23 protein-coding genes are annotated in these 22,591 nt (G+C 61.2%); 9 read left to right on the forward strand and 14 right to left on the reverse strand.

The features are described from left to right. Window positions 1-8: 8 nt before the first annotated feature. From purF to dusA, 3 genes are all read right to left on the reverse strand, one after another. Window positions 9-1,523, reverse strand: a complete 1,515-nt coding sequence (purF, locus tag HW090_RS01140) for an amidophosphoribosyltransferase (RefSeq protein WP_179111742.1) — start codon at window positions 1,521-1,523, stop codon at window positions 9-11. A 68-nt stretch (window positions 1,524-1,591) separates the two neighbouring features. Beyond that, window positions 1,592-2,104, reverse strand: coding sequence for a CvpA family protein (locus tag HW090_RS01145; protein WP_179111743.1), 513 nt, complete (start codon window positions 2,102-2,104; stop codon window positions 1,592-1,594). 92 nt (window positions 2,105-2,196) lie between these two features. Further along, complete coding sequence (gene dusA / locus HW090_RS01150) at window positions 2,197-3,198, reverse strand: tRNA dihydrouridine(20/20a) synthase DusA (protein ID WP_179111744.1); 1,002 nt, start codon at window positions 3,196-3,198, stop codon at window positions 2,197-2,199. A 216-nt stretch (window positions 3,199-3,414) separates the two neighbouring features. Between dusA and tal the strand changes: the two genes are divergently transcribed. Continuing rightward, the gene (gene tal, locus HW090_RS01155) at window positions 3,415-4,332 is read left to right on the forward strand and encodes a transaldolase (protein ID WP_179111745.1); all 918 of its coding nucleotides are present in this window, start codon (window positions 3,415-3,417) and stop codon (window positions 4,330-4,332) included. A 49-nt stretch (window positions 4,333-4,381) separates the two neighbouring features. Here tal and rssC read toward each other — a convergent pair whose 3' ends face one another. Both rssC and rssB read right to left on the reverse strand, forming a co-directional pair. Continuing rightward, window positions 4,382-4,864, reverse strand: coding sequence for an anti-sigma factor antagonist RssC (gene rssC / locus HW090_RS01160; RefSeq protein ID WP_179111746.1), 483 nt, complete (start codon window positions 4,862-4,864; stop codon window positions 4,382-4,384). Next, window positions 4,861-6,045 (reverse strand): two-component system response regulator RssB, encoded by a 1,185-nt coding sequence (gene rssB / locus HW090_RS01165; RefSeq protein ID WP_179111747.1) that lies wholly within the window; start codon window positions 6,043-6,045, stop codon window positions 4,861-4,863. Before rssB ends, rssC begins: the two co-directional genes overlap by 4 nt. Window positions 6,046-6,247: 202 nt before the next feature. Here rssB and HW090_RS01170 point away from each other — a divergent pair, with 202 nt between their 5' ends. Both HW090_RS01170 and HW090_RS01175 read left to right on the forward strand, forming a co-directional pair. Beyond that, window positions 6,248-6,547 (forward strand): PilZ domain-containing protein, encoded by a 300-nt coding sequence (locus HW090_RS01170; RefSeq protein ID WP_179111748.1) that lies wholly within the window; start codon window positions 6,248-6,250, stop codon window positions 6,545-6,547. Window positions 6,548-6,700: 153 nt separating this feature from the next. Beyond that, on the forward strand, window positions 6,701-6,982 hold the full coding sequence (locus tag HW090_RS01175; protein WP_179111749.1) for a pyrimidine/purine nucleoside phosphorylase: 282 nt from the start codon (window positions 6,701-6,703) through the stop codon (window positions 6,980-6,982). Between the two features lie 21 nt (window positions 6,983-7,003). Here HW090_RS01175 and fliS read toward each other — a convergent pair whose 3' ends face one another. Genes fliS through HW090_RS01190 form a run of 3 tightly spaced genes read right to left on the reverse strand, consistent with a single transcriptional unit; the run spans window position 7,004 to window position 8,422 of the window. Further along, window positions 7,004-7,384 carry a flagellar export chaperone FliS gene (gene fliS / locus HW090_RS01180; RefSeq protein WP_179111750.1) on the reverse strand — a complete coding sequence of 127 codons (381 nt, stop codon included), beginning with the start codon at window positions 7,382-7,384 and terminating at the stop codon, window positions 7,004-7,006. Between the two features lie 59 nt (window positions 7,385-7,443). Beyond that, window positions 7,444-8,007, reverse strand: coding sequence for a nitroreductase (locus HW090_RS01185; protein ID WP_179111751.1), 564 nt, complete (start codon window positions 8,005-8,007; stop codon window positions 7,444-7,446). 43 nt (window positions 8,008-8,050) lie between these two features. Further along, complete coding sequence (locus HW090_RS01190) at window positions 8,051-8,422, reverse strand: YkgJ family cysteine cluster protein (protein ID WP_179111752.1); 372 nt, start codon at window positions 8,420-8,422, stop codon at window positions 8,051-8,053. 163 nt (window positions 8,423-8,585) lie between these two features. On the opposite strand from HW090_RS01190, the gene HW090_RS01195 reads away from it, so the two are divergent. From HW090_RS01195 to HW090_RS01205, 3 genes are all read left to right on the forward strand, one after another. Continuing rightward, on the forward strand, window positions 8,586-9,623 hold the full coding sequence (locus tag HW090_RS01195; protein WP_179111753.1) for an asparaginase: 1,038 nt from the start codon (window positions 8,586-8,588) through the stop codon (window positions 9,621-9,623). A gap of 84 nt (window positions 9,624-9,707) precedes the next feature. Further along, window positions 9,708-11,159 (forward strand): TrkH family potassium uptake protein, encoded by a 1,452-nt coding sequence (locus tag HW090_RS01200; RefSeq protein WP_179111754.1) that lies wholly within the window; start codon window positions 9,708-9,710, stop codon window positions 11,157-11,159. A 251-nt stretch (window positions 11,160-11,410) separates the two neighbouring features. Beyond that, on the forward strand, window positions 11,411-12,769 hold the full coding sequence (locus tag HW090_RS01205; RefSeq protein ID WP_179111755.1) for an adenylate/guanylate cyclase domain-containing protein: 1,359 nt from the start codon (window positions 11,411-11,413) through the stop codon (window positions 12,767-12,769). 17 nt (window positions 12,770-12,786) lie between these two features. Here HW090_RS01205 and HW090_RS01210 read toward each other — a convergent pair whose 3' ends face one another. Both HW090_RS01210 and HW090_RS01215 read right to left on the reverse strand, forming a co-directional pair. After that, window positions 12,787-13,287, reverse strand: a complete 501-nt coding sequence (locus tag HW090_RS01210) for a hypothetical protein (RefSeq protein ID WP_179111756.1) — start codon at window positions 13,285-13,287, stop codon at window positions 12,787-12,789. A 102-nt stretch (window positions 13,288-13,389) separates the two neighbouring features. Continuing rightward, on the reverse strand, window positions 13,390-13,668 hold the full coding sequence (locus HW090_RS01215; protein WP_179111757.1) for a SelT/SelW/SelH family protein: 279 nt from the start codon (window positions 13,666-13,668) through the stop codon (window positions 13,390-13,392). Between the two features lie 70 nt (window positions 13,669-13,738). On the opposite strand from HW090_RS01215, the gene HW090_RS01220 reads away from it, so the two are divergent. Next, complete coding sequence (locus HW090_RS01220; protein WP_179111758.1) at window positions 13,739-15,922, forward strand: patatin-like phospholipase family protein; 2,184 nt, start codon at window positions 13,739-13,741, stop codon at window positions 15,920-15,922. Window positions 15,923-15,933: 11 nt separating this feature from the next. On the opposite strand, the gene HW090_RS01225 is transcribed toward HW090_RS01220, so the two are convergent. From HW090_RS01225 to HW090_RS01235, 3 genes are all read right to left on the reverse strand, one after another. Further along, complete coding sequence (locus HW090_RS01225) at window positions 15,934-16,368, reverse strand: MarR family transcriptional regulator (RefSeq protein WP_179111759.1); 435 nt, start codon at window positions 16,366-16,368, stop codon at window positions 15,934-15,936. A gap of 260 nt (window positions 16,369-16,628) precedes the next feature. Next, complete coding sequence (recQ, locus tag HW090_RS01230) at window positions 16,629-18,761, reverse strand: DNA helicase RecQ (protein WP_179111760.1); 2,133 nt, start codon at window positions 18,759-18,761, stop codon at window positions 16,629-16,631. Between the two features lie 580 nt (window positions 18,762-19,341). Continuing rightward, complete coding sequence (locus HW090_RS01235; protein WP_179111761.1) at window positions 19,342-20,517, reverse strand: hypothetical protein; 1,176 nt, start codon at window positions 20,515-20,517, stop codon at window positions 19,342-19,344. 201 nt (window positions 20,518-20,718) lie between these two features. Between HW090_RS01235 and HW090_RS01240 the strand changes: the two genes are divergently transcribed. Beyond that, window positions 20,719-21,306 carry a YecA family protein gene (locus tag HW090_RS01240; protein ID WP_179111762.1) on the forward strand — a complete coding sequence of 196 codons (588 nt, stop codon included), beginning with the start codon at window positions 20,719-20,721 and terminating at the stop codon, window positions 21,304-21,306. A gap of 13 nt (window positions 21,307-21,319) precedes the next feature. Further along, the gene (locus HW090_RS01245; protein ID WP_179111763.1) at window positions 21,320-21,715 is read left to right on the forward strand and encodes a YbaN family protein; all 396 of its coding nucleotides are present in this window, start codon (window positions 21,320-21,322) and stop codon (window positions 21,713-21,715) included. Between the two features lie 31 nt (window positions 21,716-21,746). On the opposite strand, the gene nudC is transcribed toward HW090_RS01245, so the two are convergent. Next, window positions 21,747-22,580, reverse strand: coding sequence for an NAD(+) diphosphatase (gene nudC / locus HW090_RS01250; RefSeq protein WP_179111764.1), 834 nt, complete (start codon window positions 22,578-22,580; stop codon window positions 21,747-21,749). Window positions 22,581-22,591: the final 11 nt, after the last annotated feature.

Genomic DNA, 22,591 nt, shown 5'->3' on the forward strand with positions numbered 1-22,591 from the left:
CGCAGGCCTCAGGCCTGGGTGTTGTGCAGTCCGATGGTTTCATCGCTGATGAGTGCGACACGGGATTTGTTCAGGTCGTTGCGGCTCTGCTCGATACGGTTCAGGTAGTTCTCATCGACATCGCCCGTAACGTACTTGCCATCGAACACCGCACAATCGAAATGTTCGATCTTGATCTTGCCGCCGCCGACCGCTTCGACCAGGTCCGGCAGGTCCTGATAGACCAGCCAGTCGGTACCGATCAGTTCGGCGACTTCCTCGGTGGTACGGCCATGGGCAATCAGCTCATGGGCACTGGGCATGTCGATGCCATAGACATTCGGGTAGCGCACCGCCGGAGCAGCCGAGCAGAAATAGACATTCTTGGCGCCCGCATCACGGGCCATCTGGATGATCTGCTTGCAGGTGGTGCCGCGCACGATGGAGTCGTCCACCAGCATCACGTTCTTGCCACGGAACTCCAGGTCGATGGCATTGAGCTTCTGCCGCACGGATTTCTTGCGTGCCGCCTGGCCGGGCATGATGAAGGTCCGACCGATATAGCGGTTCTTCACGAAGCCTTCGCGGAACCTCACACCCAGGCGGTTCGCCAGCTCCAGTGCGGCACAACGGCTGGTGTCGGGGATCGGGATGATCACGTCGATGTCATGTTCGGGACGCTCGCGCAGGATCTTCTCCGCCAGCTTCTCGCCCATGCGCAGGCGCGCCTTGTAGACCGACACACCGTCCATCATCGAGTCCGGGCGCGCCAGGTAGACGTGCTCGAAGATGCAGGGAGCGTAGCGCGGATCGGTGGCGCATTGGCGTGTGTAGAGATCGCCCTGGTCAGTGATATAGACCGCTTCGCCCGGTGCCAGGTCGCGAATGAGGGTGAAGCCGAGCACATCCAGCGCGACGCTTTCCGAGGCGATCATGTACTCGACGCCTTCATCGGTCTGGCGCTGGCCGAAGACGATCGGGCGGATGGCATTCGGATCGCGGAAACCGACGATGCCATAGCCCGTCACCATGGCGACCGCGGCATAACCGCCGCGGCAGCGCTCATGCACCTTGCTCACCGCCGCGAAGATGTCTTCCTCGGTCGGTTGCAGCTTGCCGCGCTGGGCCAGCTCATGAGCGAAGACGTTGAGCAGCACTTCCGAATCGGAATTGGTGTTCACGTGGCGCAGGTCGGCCTCGTAGATTTCCTTGGTCAGTTGCTCGACGTTGGTCAGGTTGCCGTTGTGCGCCAGGGTGATGCCATACGGCGAGTTGACGTAGAACGGCTGGGCCTCTGCCGAGGTCGAACTGCCGGCCGTCGGATAACGCACATGGGCGATACCGATGTGGCCGACCAGGCGCTGCATATGGCGCTGGTGGAAGACATCACGCACAAGGCCGTTGTCCTTGCGCAGGAACAGACGCTCACCGTCACTGGTCACGATGCCCGCTGCGTCCTGCCCGCGGTGCTGCAGAACGGTAAGCGCGTCATACAGCGCCTGATTGACGTTCGACTTACCGACAATGCCGACAATGCCACACATGCAAGGAACCCCTCAGTTATTTCAGGCTATCCGGGTAGCGGCCAGGGCCGGCCCCGAGGTCAAACAGCTCAACCCGATGCGTTGAGCGAACTCGAAACCCACTGGCCACCCACCCCGAGAATGAGGTTTTTCGACCAGTCGGCAATCAACAGAAAATGCGGTATCAGAGTGGACTCGCGCCACCACAGGTCTTCCTGGACCGGCGCCAGGCTCAGCAGCCCCACCAGGACAACGATCAACAGCCCACCACGGGCGGCGCCGAACACCATGCCGAGGAAACGGTCGGTACCGGACATGCCCGTGACGCGGATCAGTTCGCCCACCAGGAAATTGACCAGGGCGCCCAGCAGCAGCGTCAGCACGAACAGGATGATGCAGGCGCCGATGACCTGGGCCGAAGGCGTACTGACGAATGGCGCAAGGTGGTGGGACAAGGCCCCGCCGAACATCCAGGCCACGACACCCGCCACGATCCAGGTCAGCAGCGACAGGGCTTCCTTGACGAATCCCCGGCTCAAGCTGATCAGACTGGAAACAACGATGATGGCGATGATGGCCCAATCGACCCAGGTAAAAACCACGGCAGTCTCTGGCACAGAAGAAAGGCGGCGCATTTTACCAGAGCCTCAGGCATCGGGTAAGCGAAAAACCGATCGCGCGGCTACCAGGTGCATCAATGCCCTTCGAGCAACCCAATGGCCTGATCCAGCAATGCGAGAGGATCGTCGCTCTTGTGGATATCCACCGACAACAGTTGCCGAAAACGCCGTGCACCCCGGAACGCCTGGGCCAACCCGAGCACGTGGCGCGTGACATGATGCATGGCGCCCCCTTCATCCAGATGGCGTGCTACATAAGGGCGAATCTCGGTGAGCGCCTGCGCACGGCTGATGGTCGGTTGGTCGCATGCAAAGAGCCGCTGATCCACCTCGGCCAGCAGGTAAGGATTGTGATAGGCCTCACGACCGAGCATGACACCGTCGAAATGCTGCAGATGTGCCGCGCACTCATCCAGCGTCTTGATACCACCGTTCAGGATGATCTCCAGCTCAGGGAAATCCTCTTTCAGACGAGCCGCGACGTCATAGCGCAATGGCGGTATCTCGCGGTTCTCCTTGGGTGACAAACCTTCGAGAATGGCAATGCGTGCATGCACGATAAATGTCCGGCAACCCGCATCGCGCACCTGGCCCACGAAGTCGCACAACTCGTCGTAACTCTCGCGGCCATTGATACCGATGCGGTGCTTGACCGTCACATCGACACTGACCGCATCACGCATGGCCTTGACGCAATCGGCCACCAGCCCGGGGTGCCCCATCAGGCAGGCACCGATCATATTGTTCTGCACCCGGTCACTGGGGCAGCCGACATTCAGGTTCACCTCGCGATAACCCGCCCGCTCGGCCATGCCAGCACAGGCCGCCAGCGCCGCTGGGTCACTACCGCCCAACTGCAATGCCAGCGGATGCTCGCTCTCGTCATGGCGCAGGAAACGCTCGGCATCGCCATGCAGCAGGGCCCCGGTGGTCACCATCTCGCTATAGAGCAGCGCATGCCGCGACAAGGTGCGCGCAAAGTAGCGAAAATGCCTGTCGGTCCAGTCCATCATCGGGGCGACGCAGAAGCGGCGAGAGAGGTTGGCGTCCGGAGTTGCGGCGAGGGTCTGTGGCATTGGCTTGGGTCTGGCTCGTTCTATATCTGAAACATTCAGGCGATTCCGGCCAGTGCTGGATAGCCTGGCTGGCCGAAGGGTGCGAATGATGAGGCGTCGCCCACGTGGCGTCAAAACCTCACGCGCCATACAGCGAAGATCATCAATCGCACATCTGCATTGAGCGCCTGCGGGCGCTCGGGTAATGTCATCCCACTCACCGGACAGAGATGCACCATGACCTCCAAGCTGGAACAACTCAAACAGTTCACCACGGTCGTTGCCGACACGGGTGATGTCGACGCCATCGCCAGGCTGCAACCCATCGACGCAACCACCAACCCATCCCTGCTGCTCAAGGCCGCCGCCCTGCCCCGTTACGCCGAGCATCTGTCCCGGGCCAAAGCCGAGAGCAAGGGTGATCGGGCAAGCGCCTGCGACCTCTTTGCCGTGGCGGTCGGCAAGGAGATCCTCGGACTGATCCCCGGCCGCATCTCCACCGAAGTCGATGCACGGCTGTCGTTCGACAGTCACGCCACCTTCGAGCGCGCCTTGAAACTGGTCGAGCTGTACGCCAGGCAAGGTGTCGGCAAAGAGCGCATCCTGATCAAGATCGCCGCGACCTGGGAAGGCATCCAGGCCGCCAGGCGGCTGGAACAGGAAGGTATCCAGACCAACCTCACCCTGCTGTTCTCCTTCACCCAGGCCGTGGCGTGTGCGGAAGCCGGCGTCTTCCTGATATCGCCCTTCGTAGGGCGTATCTACGACTGGTACAAGTTGCACGAAGGCCGGGACTTCGCCGCCGAACAAGACCCTGGCGTGCAGTCGGTCAAGCGCATCTACGAGTATTACAAGGCCCATGACTACGGCACCGTGGTCATGGGTGCCAGCTTCCGTAACCTGGGGCAGATCGAAGCGCTCGCCGGGTGCGACCGGCTCACCATCAGCCCGGAACTGCTGGCCCGACTGGACGCGGAAAGTGGAACACTGGAACGCAATCTGCGCCCTGGCGCCGCCGCTGAAGCACGGATGGAGCTCGATGAAGGCCGTTTCCGCTGGGGTCTGAACGAAGACGCCATGGGCACGGAAAAACTGGCCGAAGGCATTCGTCAATTCGCCAGGGATCAGGAAAAGCTGGAAGCTCTGCTGGGCTGATGAGACTGCCGCCGAGGCGAGTGATCAATACTCGCTTCGGCACTCCTGATCAGGAATGTTCCAGCGCGTTGACCAGGTCCTGAAACGCCTCGCGATTGGACTCATTGAGCCCCATCAGGATGCGGTGCGCTTCCAGCACCGTGGCCCGCACGACCTCTTCGGACTGGTCCTGGCTAGGCAGGTCGGCCAGGCAATCAGGGCATGGCAGCGGACGGTCGACAATATTGAACACCTGGTCGAAGCCCATTGAGTGCAGCAGACGCGTGATGTCCGGGTGCACCGTAACCAGAGTGGGCAGCAGGCCGACCTTCTGCCGTGACAGGATCGAGAGCTTGGCCAGCAGGCCGAGCGTCGTACTGTCGACGCTGCGACTCTCGGTCAGGTCGATGACGATGGAGGAAAAGTTGAGGGAGGAAAATATCCTGTCGATGGTGTCATCCAGCGCCGAGCAGAGCGTCAGGCGGATCTCACCGATGAACTTGAGGATGAATGTGCCGTCCAGTTCGGCGAACTGGATCTTACCTGTACTCATGCAAGGTTCCTGCTCAATACCAGCAAGGCGATGTCATCCGGCATTCCTTCGAGATCTGCCAGGCCCAGCGTCTGGCTCAAGCCATCCAGGGTGCCTTTCGATTGCGCGACCAGCTCGGGCAGCACCTGCTCCTTTTCCTTGAGCGTATCGCCTGGCAGCAGGTCGAGTATCCCGTCTGACAGCAGCGTCAGACTGAAGGAGTCCGGCAATGCCAGCTCGAAGTTCTCGTAGTTGGCATCGACGAAGAGCCCTACAGGCAAGCCGCGACCTTCCAGGTAGCGTGCTTCGCCATCGCTGAACAGGACAGGCATGGGCAAATGGCCACCAATGCTGTAATGAAGCGTGTTGCTGTGCTGGTCGATGACACCACCCAGCATGGTGACGTGCTTGCCGAGCTTGCAATTGATCAAGCCACGGTTGATATGGTCAAGCACCTCGGAGGGCCTGAAATCACGCAGTACTGCATGCCGGCGGTATTCGTAGAGCAGCCGCGTGGTCATGAACTTTAGCAGTACGGTGACGAACGCCGACGAAGCGCCATGGCCGGAAACGTCCGCGAGATAGAACGCGATGCGATGCTCGTCGACACGGAAATAGTCGACAAAATCCCCCGACAGATAGAGCGAGGGAATGATCCGGTGGGAGAAGCTGAAATCATCCACGACCCACGGGCTTTCCGGCAGCATGTTCATCTGCACCTGGCGCCCGGCATCCTGATCTTCCTGCAACAGGTGCAGGCTTGCCTGGAGGTCGCGATTGGCGGTTTCCAGTTGCTCGCGGTAACGCTGGTTCTCCATGCGCAGGCGCGAACGCTCCAGGGCCCGATACACCGAGTGCTCGAGTACGGCCAGGTCTTCCAGAGGCTTGATCAGATAATCGACTGCCCCCAGGCGTAAGGCCTCGACGGCATCCCCCATGACACCGGCACCGGACACCACGATGACTGGCAGTTCGCTCTGGCGCTCGCTCACGCGACGGATGAGTTCAAGACCGTCCATCTGCGGCATGCGCAGATCACAGATGATCAGGTCGGGGGATTCTGACTCGAACAATGACATGCCCTGGGGGCCACTGGCCGCTTGCAGGACATGGAAGCCACTGTCTTCCAGGTAGGCGGCAAGACTGGCTCTCACCACATCGTCATCATCGATGATCAGCAACGTTGCGCTTGGGTTCTGCATGTCTCTACCAGGCGGAGCCCGCCAGGATGATTGGAGAAAACAAAAGGCCGGCGCACAGCGCAGGGCGTGAAGCTTTTCAAGGCGCAGACGGTACTCCCATATGTGCGGCGTTTCAAGCCATGCACCCCTGACATTCGGCGGCTTTACAGAGCGATTTGGCGGGGGTTATAAGGCCTTCTGCCCCATGAAAAAGGAATTCCCCATGTCCAGCAATGACCGTCAGTACACAGAGAAGCGGGACTTCATCAGAATGAACGTGGACTCCCGTGCCACCCTCACGGCCAACGGGCAACAATTCGATGCACATTGCCTGGACCTGTCCAGCACCGGCCTGCAATTGCTGGCGCGGGCGGAACTGCAAATCGGCGAGCAGGTCGAGGTGCTCATCGCATCAGGCCACCCCGAACTCAAGGGGCTGCATGTCACCGCGACCGTCGTCCGGGTTTCGCGCCACGAGGATGGCCGACAGAACATCGGCCTGGAAATAACATCGATGAATTGATGTGGACGCCATGCTGCAGAGGGTTGCAGCGCGGCTCACGAACCGAAGCAGGAGGTTCGTCCCGGAAGGCTATCGTCAGCCCAATGGCGCGGGTGACGACACGAAGTCGCTTGGGCATACTATCGGGCCATTTTTCCAACCCAGGGTGTGCCCATGTTCAAGGTCAACGAGTATTTTGCTGGCTCCGTCAAATCCATCGCCTTCGAAAGCCCGGAAGGCCAGGCGACCATTGGCGTCATGGCCGCAGGCGAGTATGAGTTCGGCACCAGCGCGCTGGAAATCATGCATGTGGTTTCGGGTGAGCTGGTCGTCCTGCTCCCAGGTAGCAGCACCTGGGAAACATTCGCCAGCGGCAGCCAATTCACCGTACCGGCCAACAGCAAGTTCCAATTGAAAGTGGCCGTCGATACCGCCTATCTGTGCGAATACCGCTGACCGACTTTCAGGTGGCATTGCTTACTGGGCAATGCCATCCCAGCCGCTTTTCACTTCGCGCAGCAGGTTGCTGACCTCATCAAGGATCGAGATGTCGTTCCTGACATTCGCCTCGGTCAATCGAGTATTCATGTAAACGTACAAACGGTCCAGGTTGGTAGCCACCTCCCCTCCTGCGGAAAGGTCCAGCCCCTGGCGCAGGCCGTTGACAATGCCTACTGTCTTGCCGATCAGCGTACCCTTGAGCGCGATATCGCCACGTTCCATCGCACCGCGGGCCTGGGCAAGACGGGTCAGGCCACCTTCCATGAGCATCTGGATCAGGCGATGCGGTGTCGCATCGGAAACCTGAGCCTGGATATTCACCGATTGATACTGCTTCATGGCTGCCATTGCGTACATGGAAATTGCGCTCCAGTGAGTCTCGAATACTCCTTCTATCGGCGCTTTTTTCCATAGCTTTAGGCATCTGGCCAGCTTTTGACGAAATCGCCAGGTTCCAAGCGTGGCGCACTGCGAGGCTGCCCCAGTGGCGTTCCCACATAGATGAACCCCAGGACTCGCTCGCCTTCCTGCAAGCCCAGGCCTTCTTCGACCACCCTATCGAAAGCCATCTCCCCCGTTCGCCATATCGCACCCAAGCCCTGGGCATGGGCGCAAAGCAGCAAACCATGGGCAGCACAACCGGCCGCCAGCAGTTGTTCCAGTTCAGGCACCTTGGGGTGTGCTCGCACACAGGCGATGACCACGATCAGCAGCGGTGCCCGAAGCGGCATGTTGCGGGCTTTTTCGAGCGCCTCCAGTGGTGCATCGGGGCTTTTTGCAAAGACCGCCTGCGCATAGAGCTGGCCCAGGTGAAGGCGATCGTCACCTGCGATGGTCAGAAAGCGCCATGGCCGCAATTGGCCGTGATCCGGCGCTCGCAATGCCGCCCTGAACATGGCGTCGAGCTGTACCGCGTTCGGCCCGGGTTCGCCAAGCCGGGCGACGGAAACCCGTTCCAGCAACAGATCATCGGCGTTCATCGACTCATCCTTCATCTATAAAATCAGTTTGGATCGGGCAGGCTCAGGCCACGCGATCGGGAGACAATTGCGGATGCAGGGGTGGCTCCAGCGGAGGCAAGCCATGGGCTGCACGTGCCGCGTCACAGTCAGGGTTGTACTGGCCATCTTCCCAGGACGACTGGAACTCCCGGCATGTGCTCGACCGCTGTTCATAGGCATTGCAACGTACGCCACACCCTACATCGCCCATCAGACTGGTACAACGCGCCGGCTTGCCCTCCGTACCGCGCATTGCAACATGAAAAGGCGAAACCTGGACGGTCAGGTGGTCGGGAACGTGCCCACCCGCGGAAACACACTCCCCCCAGAAAAACGACACACGAAAATACGCGCAGCAGGCGCCGCAGGTAAGGCATGGGTTATTGGTCGACATGGATGCGAACACTCAGATACCGGAAAGGGTCCGGCGCCAGAACGCCTATTTTATTCATCGTGTGAGACTTGAGAAGATGCATCCCAAAGCCATTCGATAGCATCATCGAATGCCGGCACCAGACCTCGGCCAAACCCGCATTCGGTTACCTACAGGAAAGACCATGAACCAGGCGTCACAGATTGTCGTGCTCTATACCGGCGGGACCATCGGCATGCAGCAAGGGCCGGACGGCCTTGAGCCGACCTCCGGCTTCGAGCAGCGTATCCGTCAGGCGCAAGCCACCCTGGGCGACGATGCCTGGCTGCCCGAATGGCGCTTCATCGAACTGTTACCGCCTATCGACAGTGCCAACATGCGACAAACCAATTGGCTTGCCATGCGCGACAGCATTGTCGAGGCGACTGGGGCAACCGACTGTTCGGGCATCCTGCTGCTGCATGGCACGGACACCCTGGCCTATACCGCGGCGGCACTGTCCTTCTTGTTGATGGGGCTGCCCATCCCGGTGCTGCTCAGTGGCTCGATGCTGCCCGCCGACGCGGCAGGTAGCGACGCCTGGGACAATCTGTTCGGCGCCATGAGCCTGCTGCAACAGGGCATTCCTCCGGAGCACTTCGCCGCTCCAGTTGCCCCAGGTGTGCATATCTACTTCGCCGGCCAGTTGCTACCGGGAACTCGCACCAGCAAATTCCACAGTGAATCCTTCGCAGCCTTCCAGGCCTTGCCCCGTACACCCGAGCACTCACTCCCCGCCCCGGCACCGAGTCACCTCGACTATCGCGTACGCCGCAGCCTGAGCCGCATTGCCGTCCAGCCGATCTATCCAGGCCTGGAAAGCACCCAATTGCGCGCCGTACTGGACAGCGGCGTACAAGGGTTGATCCTGGAATGCTACGGCAGTGGCACGGGCCCGGTGGATGACGATGACTGGCTACGCGCCCTGCATGACGCGCATACCAGAGGCGTGGTTCTGCTGGCGATCAGCCAGTGCCCCAGTGGCTGCGTGGTGTTCGAGACTTATGCCGCCGGCAGCCGGCTGCGCAAGGCCGGCCTCGTATGTGGCGGCGGCATGACCCGTGAGGCCGCGCTGGGCAAACTCTTCAGCCTGCTGGGCTGCGGCCTGTCGCAGTCGGACGTGGAGTACTGGTTGCAACGCAACCTCTGCGCAGAGGCTGTCTGGCCTATCGACCAAGGATAGGCCTCACCCTTTCTCGGACTGGCTCTCATCCAGGCCCAAAACCGTTAGAATGTGCGCCCCGTCTCAGCGCCAGGCATCACGACAATGGCTTTGCCGACATTACGCATCATCGGCTTCATCCTTGGCATTTTCCTGATCACCCTGGCCATCAGCATGGTCATTCCCATGCTGACGCTGTGGAGCTTCGACCGTAACGACGACATCCAGGCCTTCATCTGGGGCAGCCTTATCACTCTCGCGTGCGGTGCCGCGCTGGTCGCTCCAGGCCGCCCGGCCAACGCGCAACTGCGACCACGTGACATGTACTTCCTGACCACGGTCAGTTGGCTCACCGTCTGCTGCTTCGCCGCTCTGCCGATGATGCTGATCCACCATATCAGCTACGCCGATGCCTTCTTCGAGACCATGTCCGGGATCACCACCACCGGTGCCACCATTCTGGTCGGCCTGGACCATGCCTCGCCGGGCCTGCTGATGTGGCGTTCACTGCTGCACTGGCTGGGCGGCATCGGCTTCATCGGCATGGCCGTGGCGATCCTGCCGCTGCTGCGCGTGGGGGGCATGCGGCTGTTCCAGACGGAATCGTCGGACTGGTCGGAAAAAGTCATGCCGCGCTCGCACATGGCTGCAAAGTACTTCGTGGTCATCTATGTCGTCTTCACCCTGGCCGCCACCCTGGCCTTCTGGCTGGCGGGCATGAGCCCGTTCGATGCGATCAACCATGCCATGTCATCGGTCGCCACTGGCGGCTTTTCCACGTCGGACGCCTCCCTGGGCAAGTTCAGCCCGGCCTCGCACTGGATCGCCGTCGTCTTCATGATCCTCGGCAGCCTGCCCTTCGCCCTTTACGTTGCCACCTTGCGCGGGCACACCAGCGCCATCGTCAAGGACCAGCAGGTCAGAGGCTTCCTCAGCATACTGCTGCTGACCAGTCTGCTTTTCACCTTGTGGTACTGGCTCAAGCATGACGACAGCCTGCTCGACTCGCTGCGCGTGGTGACCTTCAGCGTGGTTTCGGTGGTGACCACCACCGGATTCGCCGTGGTCGACTACAACCAGTGGGGCGGCTTCGCGGTGATGGTGTTCTTCTACCTGATGTTCCTCGGCGGCTGCTCCGGCTCGACCACTGGCGGCCTGAAGATTTTCCGTTTCCAGGTCGCCTATGCGCTGCTCTGGGGCAGCCTCAAACAGATGGTTCACCCGCGCGCAGTCATCCGCCAGCAGTACAACGGGCATAACCTGGACGAAGAAATCGTACGCTCCATCCTGACGTTCTCCTTCTTCTTCACGACCACCATCGCCCTCCTCGCCCTGTGCCTGGCCATGCTCGGCATCGATTTCATCACGGCCCTGACAGCCGCCGCATCCGCCGTCTGCAACCTGGGTCCGGGCCTTGGGCCGATCATCGGCCCGGTCGGCAACTACGCCTCGCTACCGGAAACAGCCAAGTGGCTGCTGTCCATCGGCATGCTGCTCGGGCGCCTGGAAATCATCACAGTACTGGTTGTATTGACCCCTGCGTTCTGGCGGCACTAGCTGCGGAGTGCCGCCGGAAGGGCTCATCGCAATCGGCCCTTTTCGCGAGCCGTTGAACGCACTCAGGAAGATAAAAACGGAACTGTGTCTCAAAACGGCATATTCATCCGCTCTCGCGTTTGGCGCCCTCCCTTCCCTTGGCTATGATCCGATGGCGATATGCCAGAGGCCACGGCAAACCGTGCCCAACCGGCCGCATTGCAGCACGACCGCCACGGATAGCTTCATGGAGCAGGGAGCTCGATCGATACATGACAACCGCCATCGCCGAATGCCGCCCTGTAACGATCCCGCCGCCCTGCGACTACCACGCGCGCATCCTTGCCTATAGCGGGACAGGCGCGACACTGGCGGCTGGTGTCTATAGCCAGGCCCTGCCGGCAATCACACTATGGGCACTGCCCTACCTGCTCCTTTACCCGCACCTGGCTCGCGCACTGGGGAGACCGACCCGCCGAAACCGACGGTTATCGTTCACCCTGGATGCAATGAACGGCGGGGCCGTTATCGCACTCACCGACTTCAGTCCGATTCCATGCCTGATGCTCATGCTCGTACTGGGCTTCAGTGCCCTCCTCACCAGCAAGCAGGCCTATCTGCCAATGATCCTGGGCGTAACGACTGGAAGCGCTCTGCTGTGCGCCATGCTGATTCCCATACAGCGGGCCACGCCACATTCCGCATGGTTCGACCTGACCAGCATCCTGAGCGCGGCATTGTATATCTGCATCAGCGCCCACCATGTCTGCCAGCGCGGCCGACACCTCGCACGTTCCCATGCCGAAATCGAAGCGAAGCAGGCACGGGCCGTCTGTATCGCCAAATACCTTTCGCCCCAGATCCGGGAGTCGATTTTCAACGGCAGACGTACTACCCGGCTGGAAACCCAGCGCCGCAAGCTGACGGTGTTCTTCTCCGACATCAAAGGCTTCAGCGAGCTTTCCGAGGAAATGGAAGCCGAGGCACTGACCGACATGCTCAATCACTACCTGCGGGAAATGTCGAAGATCACCCATGAATACGGCGGGACCCTCGACAAGTTCGTGGGCGACTGCATCATGGTCTTCTTCGGCGACCCGACGAGCCAGGGGGCGCGACTGGATGCCACCGCAGCAGTCTCCATGGCGCTGGCCATGCGCGAGCGAATGAAAGCCCTGCGCCGGCAATGGCGTGCACGCGGCATCGATTGCTCCCTGGAAATCCGCATGGGCATCCACACTGGTTACTGCAGCGTAGGCAACTTCGGTACCGAAACACGCATGGACTACACCGTCATCGGTCGAGAGGTGAACCTGGCCAGCCGCCTGGAAGCCGCAGCCGAAGCGGGGGAAATCCTCATATCCCACAAGACCTACGCCCTGGTCAGGCGCACCATTCGCTGCCGCAAGCGCGGCCAGGTCAGCGGTAAAGGAATCGCACGCCCGATACAGGCCTACCAGGTCATAGGCCCGCACGGCAGCCTGGATGGCAACGACAGCTTCATCGAGCATGACATGCCAGGCTTTTCCCTGTACCTCGACGCAAACGGCATCCTGCACAGCGACAAAGAGCGCATCATCGATGCCCTGCAGCAGGCCAGTAGAAAGCTACAAGGCGACCTGCTGCATTGAGCCTCGGTTATTGAACCTCAGTTGACGCTATAGCCGCGCCCTGTCAGGCAAGCGACCTGCGCTCGTCGATACAGCGTCGGTGCAGTCTCCGACGCGGCCGCCGCCGACAACGGATCGAAACCACTCTGGCCGACCGCCCAGCTATGGCACTCGTACCGGTCCCGGGCCTGTTGCTCGCTGCTCTGGCCATTGGATGGGTAAGCGATAACCTGATAGTTGGCAGGTTCCGTACTCGCCACGGTTGGCGGCGAGGCAACGACGTAGGTCTTGCGGTCCGCATTCCACAGGTAATAAGTTCCGGCAGCCAGAAAGTACAGCGTACTGCCAATCCAGATTTCCCGTGCGGCACTGGGCAGGCCATGCCCGTGTCGCGGCCCCGGCGCATGGTAACCACCACCCGGACCTTTGCCGGAGTGACCGCCACCTAGCCCAGGCCCGTGGGGCTCGGCCTGAACCGGTAATCCACAGAACAGCACCAGGCAGCCAGCAACGGCAGAACGAAACAGCGAAGAGCGCATGAAAGACTCCATGAAAACGCCCCAATCGGCGCTAATGAATTCTAGGCATGCAAGGCCGAAACATTTAGTCAACGAAATGTAAGGATTGGGTAAAGCCGGCTGTCAGCGGTCGATATGGCCCAGGGCACGCTCAGGGTCGATCAGGTCACGGATGCGCTGCTTGAGCACCTTGGCTTCGGGGAAGCCACCATCATGCTTGCGCTCCCACACCTGCACCCCATCGCAGGTAATCAGGAAGATCCCGCCGCTTCCGGGTACGAGCGCCACCTGCCCAAGATCGTCGGCAAAGGTCGACAGCAACTCCTGCGCCAGCCATGCGGCCCGCAGCAGCCATTGGCACTGGCAGCAATAATGGATAGCGATATTCGGCTTCTCGCCCATGGCACCCTCTAACCGTCAAAGTGGGTGCCTATAATAGCGGCCTTTCATCGACTCGCTCACGGCCACTGCCATGAAACACGCCCTTGCCATCCTGCTCATGCTCCTCAGCCTCCCCTGCCTGGCCCAGGAACAGCCGCAACCCAGGACGGGCCTGGTGCTATCCGGTGGCGCAGCCCGTGGGCTCGCTCATATCGGCGTATTGAAGGCGCTGGAGCAGAAAGGCGTGCGCATCGATGCGATTGCCGGCACCAGCATGGGCGCCGTGATCGGTGGTCTGTACGCCTCCGGCTACAGCGCCGACGAACTGGAAGTGCTGGCCATGGAAATCGACTGGCAACAGGTACTCTCCGATGATCCACCCCGCGCCGACGTACCCTTTCGGCGCAAGCAGGATGACCGCGACTTCCTGGTGAAGCGCCGTCTGAGTTTCCAGGAAGATGGCAGCCTGGGCCTGCCGCTTGGCGTCATCCAGGGGCAGAACCTGGCTCTGCTGCTGGAGCGCCTGCTGGTGCATGCCAGCGATACGCGCGACTTCGACGAGTTGCCTATTCCGTTCAGGGCCGTGGCCACGGATATCGGCAATGACGAGAAAGTCGTATTCAAACGCGGGCACCTTCCCCAGGCGATCAAGGCCAGCATGTCGATCCCGGCGGTCTTCGCCCCGGTGGAGATCGACGGTCGCCTGCTGGTCGACGGCGGCATGGTGGACAACGTGCCTGTGGATGTCGCCCGCTCCATGGGCGTCGACCGCCTGATCGTGGTGGATATCGGCACGCCGCTGAAATCGCGCAAGGAATTGCTGACGGTCGTGGACGTGCTCAACCAGTCGATCACGATGATGACCCGCCGCAACTCCGAGATCCAACTGGCCACCCTGCAACCGGAAGACCTGCTGGTACAACCCGCACTGGCCGGCTTTGGCTCGACCGACTTTGGCCGGGCCGGTGACCTCATCGAGGCAGGCTACCGAGCAGCCAACGCCCTGGACAGCCGTCTCTTGAGCATGAGCAGCACCGGCGGTGAACCGGCACTGATGCAAAAGGGACTTGCCGAGCCGCGAACTCCACGCATCGACGACATACGCATCACCAACACCTCGAAAGTCGATGACCGGGTCATTCGCCGCTACCTGCGCCAGCCACTGGGCGAGCCACTGGACCTGGAACAGTTGCAAAAGGACATGGGCACCCTCTACGGGCTGGATTACTTCGAGCAGATCGAATACCGGGTGGAACATGGCAAGCAGGGCAACACCCTGGTCATCGACTCGCGGGGGAAACGCTCGGGCACCGACTACCTGCGCCTGGGCATCAACCTGTCGGACAATTTCCGAGGCGACAGCGCGTTCAATATCGGCGCCAGCTATCGCAAGAACGGCCTCAATCCGTTAGGCGCGGAATGGCTGACCCGCATACAGCTTGGCGATCACCAGGAACTCTACAGCGAGCTCTATCAACCGCTGGACATTGGCTCGCGCTGGTTCGTCGCCCCGAGCCTGTTCGTCGATGCCCTGAACGTGGAGTCGATACTGGATAACGATCCGATTGCGGAGTATCGGCTGCAACGCTACGGCTACCAGCTGAATCTGGGACGGCAGATCGCCAACAACGGCGAAATCCGCTTCGGCATCAACCAGGCCTGGGGCGAAGCGCGTGTCCGCGTTGGCGAGCAGGAACTGCCGGAATTCAGCTTCGCCGAGGGCTACTACGAACTGAAATACGCCTTCGACACCCTCGACAATGTCGACTTCCCCCATGTAGGCGAAGAGATCGAACTCTCACTGCGCCAGTACGACCAGAGCCTTGGCTCCGACGATCCCTATCGCCAATGGCAGATCGACTTGAACAAGGCATTCAGCCATGGCCCCAACACCTGGGTCATCGGTGGCCGCTATGGCCGAACCCTGGATGACACCGAAGTGGTGACGTCCAGCTTCCAGCTCGGCGGTGCTCGCCAACTGTCCGGGTTCCGTCAGGACGCACTCTCAGGCCAGAACATCAGCCTCGGACGCCTGCTCTATTACCGCCGGGTGAGCGAGCGCTCGTTCCTGCCACTGGACTTCCCGCTCTACCTCGGCGCCTCGCTCGAACGAGGTCGCGCCTGGAACAACGACAATGACTTCGACAGCGGCTATATCAACGCAGCCAGCATCTTCCTCGGCTACGACACGCCGCTTGGCCCCTTGAACTTCAGCTATGGCTTCAATGACGAACGCGAGCGGGCGCTTTACCTGAACCTGGGCCGCAGCTTCTGACCGAGAAGGTTTCAGCGCCGCTCGAGGTTATCCAGAATGCGGGCATGCACACGCTGGCAGTTGCGCAACTCATCCTCGCTGATGCCATTGAACAATTCCTGACGCAACTGGCGCGACAAGGCTTCGATGCGATCGATCAGCGGAAACGCGCTGGGCGTCAGCACGATGCGCTTCGCCCGCCGGTCCTCGGGAACCGCCTGACGTTCCACCAGCCCCTGGGCCTCCAGCGAATCGAGCAGACGGGCCAGGGTCGGTCCTTCTACCGCAACGCTCTTGGCCAACTCGCTCTGGGTCGGCACATGGGCGAAACGCGCCAGGTGCAGCAGCACCAGCCAGCGTGCTTGCGAAAGCCCCAGGTCGGCCAGGCGCCGGTCCAGCTCCGCACGCCAGCCGCGAGAAAGCTGCGCCAGTTGCATGGCGAAACGGTGTTGATCGGGATAAGACATTCGAAAGAAACCTGCTCGAATCGATGGCAGTGCCTGTCCAGAAAAGACACGACGCTGCACTGAAATACGGGAAACACCTGAAATAGAGGCTCCGGACGGCGACGAGCTAAACACAGCCACCCAATAGCGGCAAGCTCACCTGCATCATCACCCGGCCCTGTGACATCCCCGGCAAACCGCCCTGCGGGGATGATAACGATCCTTGTTCACTCATCACTTGTCCATCCTGGGTTACCCGTGGGTGCCGTGCCGCCGTATCCTCAGAGTTCGAACTCGGACTCGAGCGCCGCACGCACGCAGAACAGCACCCCCTCCGGCACTCGCCCGGCGAATTGGGCGGCCACGGTGGAAACGGCTGGCAACTCGCCCTCGCCATCGAGAAAGACATCCTGTATCTGCCCCATCAGGTCTTCGGGAATATCCAGTGCCTGCTCCAGGGTCAACTCCTGGCGAGTCAACGCCTCGGCCAGCAGGCTGTAGACATTGCGCTCGGTGCAGGACAACTGCGACGCGATCTGCTCCGGCGTCATGCCGGCACGCGCCAGCGAAACCAGTTCATGGCGCAAGTCCACCACGGGCTTTTCAACCTGGGCGGCGCCCCCCTTGAGCACGGCCAGGAAGGCTTCGCCATAACGCTCCAACTTGCGCGAGCCGACACCGCTGACGGCCGCCATGTCGCTCAGGCTGTGCGGCTGGCTGCGCAGCATCTCCAACAGGGTCGCATCGGGGAAGATTACGTAAGGTGGCACGCTGTGCTCTTCCGCCAGCTTTCGACGCAGCGCTCGCAGAGCTTCCCACTGCTCGCGTTCATCGTTACGCACCAGTTGGCTGGCCGGGCTGCTGCTGACCTTGGTGTTGGTGGCTTTGCTGGAAATGTCCTGGCGCAGCTCAAGGGTGGTTTCTCCCCGCAGGAGCGGCCGACAATGCTCGCTCAGACGCAGGCCGCCATAGCCCTCGAGGTCGACATCGGCCAGCCCGCGCGCCACCAGTTGGCGGAACAGTGAACGCCATTCGGCTTCGGTTCGCTGCTTGCCGATACCAAACACGGACAGGTGCTGATGCCCCAGTTCACGCATCCGGTCGTTCTCGCGTCCCAGCAGAATATCCACCAGATGCCCGACGCCGAAACGTTGCCCACTGCGATGGATCGCCGACAGTGCCTGACGCGCTGGCTCGGTGGCATCCCAGGTCTTAACCGGGTCGACACAGTTGTCGCAATGCCCGCAGGGCTGCGGCATCTCCTCGTCGAAATAGGCCAGCAGCGTCTGACGACGGCAGCGGGTTTCCTCGCACAAGGCCAGCATGGCATCGAGCTTGTGCTGCTCGATGCGCTTATGCCGTTCGTCGCCCTCGGAATTGTTGAGCATCTGTTTGAGGAAGATCACATCCTGCAGGCCGTAGGCCATCCAGGCATCCGCGGGCAGGCCGTCACGCCCTGCCCGACCGGTCTCCTGGTAGTAGGCTTCCAGCGACTTGGGCAGGTCGAGGTGGGCGACGAAACGGACGTTGGGTTTGTCGATCCCCATGCCGAAGGCGATGGTCGCCACCATGATCAGGCCTTCCTCGTTGAGAAAGCGCTTCTGGTGATAAGCCCGCAGGTCGTTCGGCAGGCCGGCATGGTAAGGCAGTGCCGGAAAACCCTGCTCGCTGAGAAAGGCCGCCAGTTCGTCGACCTTCTTGCGCGACATGCAATAGACGATGCCCGCGTCACCCCGACGTGCCGCCAGGAACGCAAGCAACTGCTTGCGCGGCTGCTCCTTGGGCACAATGCGATAGAAGATATTGGGGCGGTCGAAACTCGATAGAAAACGCTCGGCCTGCTCCAGGTGCAGACGCTGGACGATTTCCTCTCGCGTGCGGCGGTCCGCCGTAGCGGTCAGGGCCACCCGTGGCACCTTGGGGAAAAGCTCTGCCAACTGCCCGAGCTGCAGGTACTCAGGGCGGAAATCATGCCCCCACTGGGAGACGCAGTGAGCCTCGTCGATGGCGAACAGGGCAATATCGAGCTGCTGCAGGAAATCCAGCATGCGCGGCTGCACCAGCCGCTCGGGCGCCAGGTAGAGCATCTTCACTTCACCGCGACGAACGCGGAACGCGATATCACGCTGTTCCTCCGCGCTCAGCATCGAGTTGAGCGCAACGGCACTGACGCCCAGCTCTTCGAGCGTGGCGACCTGGTCATCCATCAGGGCGATCAGGGGGGAAACCACCACGGCCAGGCCTTCGCGCAACAGAGCGGGCACCTGGAAACACAACGACTTGCCACCGCCCGTAGGCATCAGGACCAGCGCATCCCCACCGCCGGCAACCTGCTCGATGATCGCCTTCTGCATGCCCCGGAACGCGTCATAACCGAAGACTTCTTTGAGGATTTGCTGTGCCTTCTCGAGCATGCCGTTCTCCAAAACAAGGCGCGCAGTATACCAGTTGCCTGACGCATCGCTCCAAAGCGAAGAATCCTGGGTCGGGCAATCGTATGAAGACCGTCATACTTGCTCGCATGAACAGACCAGACGGATATTCATTGGCAGAACCCGCTTTACCCCCTCTCCCGCTTGCGGGAGAGGGCTGGGGAGAGGGTGACAGACGCAAGCACCCTCTCCCCCGTCCCCTCTCCCATGAATGGGAGAGGGGAGAAATGCTCCAGGGCTCCGGTCAAGCAATCGCGCGCGGTACGCAGGGGGAATGCATTACAGCTGGATTGGCAATTTTGCCTCGGACCGCTAGAGCATCCCGCGTGCTCTCTGAGGCACGCAGAAGCGACGATCGCAACGCCCCGGACGCGGGAGGCATCGCAAGCGGTAGTTGACCGAAAGAATAAACACGATGAAGGAAGCAAACTGTGATCGAGTCGACAGCGCCGACACAAGATCGCATCCAGGGCCGTGAAAACCAGGCTCAAAATGACATACCTGCCTTCGCACGCCTGCGCGCAACCAGCACCAGCGAGCAAAGGCAGATCGAATGCTCAGCTCAACGCGACTCCATCCCACAGGAGCGATTGCTGCCATCGTTGAAGTATTTGCAGCTCCAACTCAGCCCCGGCTTGCGGCAGGCAACGCTGGTGCCGGTGCCGTCCACGGTCTTGCTGACCTTGCCCTTCTCACAATTGCACTGACGCACTGCGTTATCGATGGAGGTCTTGGGAATATCGCAGGATGCAGTGCCCTGGTTGCTTGCGGCGGCCGCAGTGGCCAGTGCCTGGCTCACTTCCGCCATGTTGCCCGTCGTGCCGGCACCGATGGCGCCATATGCCGCCGCGTTGGCCGGATCACTGGCCGCGGCGATGGAGGCGGCGGCGCCCAGTGCACTCATGACGGCAGCATGGTTCTGGCTGGAAGCCTCGTACTTTGCGGCCCACTCCGCATCTTTACGTGCCTGCTCAGCGAATCGGCGGTCTTTGTCCTGCGCCATTCTCTCTACGATCTGGGCGCGCTTGACGTCCCCCTGCTGGCGCGCTTCGCCAGCATAGGCCCGCAGGTAATAGGCCGCCCTCTGGTTGGTGTCACCCACATAGCCGTGATACTTCAGAGAGTAATCCTGATCGAACGTGAACTCGCCCGAGTTTGCGGCAAGGGCTTTGGCTTCCACCGCGTCCAGGCGATCTTCGAGCCTGTCCAGGTCTTGCTCACGGGCCGTCACAACACGGTATTCCTGCAGGTAAGCGACACTCCAGATACCACGCTCGAGGGCAAGGTCCAGCAGCTTGCGTGCCTGCGCCTTGTTCACCGTTTCAAGGGTGGAAACGTCCTCCATGGATATTCGGGTATAGGCGTAGGGATGCTGCTCCAGGTAGTTGAAATAGACCGTGGCCATGGCTTCGGTCTGCGGATGCCGGGTGCTTGCCAGCCGGTTCAGCGTCTGGAGCAGATGCCCCGTGACCTCGTGAGGATTGCTGCCACAGTAAGGGGCAGTGGCCTTGATCCCGGAAATGGCTTTTGTAAGCTTTTCGCTGCTGACATGGCCGTCACGCTGCTCGTAATAGATCGCCCAGTCATAGTGCTCCAGCTTGTCCGAACAGTCCTTGGCAGACGTCGCACGCGATAACGAAGAAGAGGCGTTGTAAGTCGTACAGCCACCGATGAGGCTCAGGGTGACGGTGGATAGCATGATGTGGAAAAAGCGGCTTCTGAGGGCATGGCAGGTCATGGGACGGCTCTCGATTGTTGGCATTGTGTGGGCGACCGCTACGGGCAACGCGAATAGTAGCGAAGGGTTCAGCCCGCATTCTTCATTCATATGAATGAGAATGCGGGCTGAACCGCGGCTTCGTGGCACCCCAAAGCGGTAGCCTGTACTTCCTCCCTCGTCTAGAATCCCCAACTACTTTCAATGCCCAGGTAGCCTACGATGTCTTTCGCCGAGCAACTCGCACGCCTTCAAGTGTTTCTGGATGCAGACGACCTGCATGAAGAAGCGCTCGATTACATCGCCGCCCATGGCTACCTGACCGCATTGAGCATCTGCCCCGAGCAGGTCCCGGAACGCGAGTGGATCGACGCCCTGTTCGCCGAGACACCCAACTACCGCGATGACACCGAGCGCGAAGCCATCGAGGCGACCCTGCTCCAGCTCCAGGCGCATATCGCCCGCCAGCTGGCCAGCGACGAAGACATGGACCTGCCTTGCGAGCTGGAGCTGGGCGACGAGCCCGACGAATCCGACCTGCGCGGCTGGTGCATCGGCTTCATGGAAGGTGTCTTCATGCGCGAAGAAGTCTGGTTCGAAGACGCCGAGGAAGAAGTCAGCGAGCTGCTGCTGCCGATCATGGTCGGCTCCGGCCTGTTCGACGACCAACCAGAGTTCTCCGATATCGCCAGCGACGCCGACCTTGTCGACGAAATGGTCGGACAGATTCCAGAGCTGCTGACTACGCTCTACCTGATCTGCCACGCCCCCGAAGAAAAACCGGCCCTGCTCAAACCCCGTCGGCACTGATACCCGCTCTGCCATGGCTCACCGCGATACACCGCTGAGCAGCAGCCCGCTGCTGCGCGGCGTCCTGCTGACGGTGGGTTGTCTGAGTGTCGCGCTGGGCGTGCTGGGCATATTCCTGCCCGTCCTGCCGACGACGCCCTTCCTGCTGCTGGCTGCCGCCTGCTTCGTGCGCAGCTCGCGACGTTTCTACGAATGGCTGGTCGGCCATCCCCGCCTTGGCCCCTGGTTCCGCGATTACCTCGAAGGCCGGGGCATTCCGCTGAAAGGCAAGCTCTACGCCATCGGCCTGATGTGGCTGAGCATCGGTTTTTCCTGCTGGATCGTGCCCCTGCCCTGGGCACGCCTGGCAATGCTGACCAGTGCCGTGCTGGTCAGCATCTATATCCTCCGGCAGAAGACACTCGAATAGAGATTCTCCAGCCCCATACGCCGACCAGGCATCAGACCGGCGGTTCCGGCTCCATGGTCCCCAGCCGCCTGGCGACATAAAGCTCGATCAGGTAGCGCGCGATGGAGCGCCGCGAAGGCAACGTCGGCAAACGTTCGACAGGAAACCAGCCAGCGTCTTCGATCTCCTCGGGCTGCGGCACGATCTCACCGCCGGCATATTCGGCATGAAAGCCCAACATCAGCGAATGCGGGAAAGGCCAGCCCTGGCTGCTGATATAACGCGGCGCGTGAATGCTGAGCCCAACCTCCTCCCGCACCTCCCGCGCAACGCATTGCTCGACGGATTCCCCCGGCTCGACGAAGCCTGCCAGCGCGCTGTAGACGCCCGGTACGAAACGTGGCGAGCGGGCCAGCAGGATTTCGTCGCCACGGGTCACCAGCACGATCATGCTCGGCGAGATACGCGGATAGTGATGCGTACCGCAAACCTCGCAGTGCATCGCTCGCTCATCCGAGCGCTGGCGCATGGGCGCGCCGCAACTGCCACAAAAACGGTGCTGGCTGGCCCAGGTGGCGATCTGTGCGGCGAAGGCGAGCATGCGATAACGCTCGCGGTCGTCATCCTCCTGCATCAGTTGACGCAAACCCTGCCAGGTGGCGCCAGGTACTTCGTCCTGGCGCTCCAGCACCAGCAGGAAGACCCGCTCACCATCGAAATGACCGAGCCCTTGCTCGCTGAGTAACGGCAACGCCAGGCGCTTGAGCCATTCGCGCGGGAACAGCACGCCCTGCGCATCGCACAGAAAGTGCTGGCGGCAATGCACCAGCGCCAGCCCGCCCGGCTCGGCAGGATCGAGCAAGGCGCTCTGCCAACGCAAGCCCATCAGATTTCTCT

This window comes from Pseudomonas sp. ABC1, from assembly GCF_013395055.1.
In the GTDB taxonomy this organism is placed as follows: Bacteria; Pseudomonadota; Gammaproteobacteria; order Pseudomonadales; family Pseudomonadaceae; genus Stutzerimonas.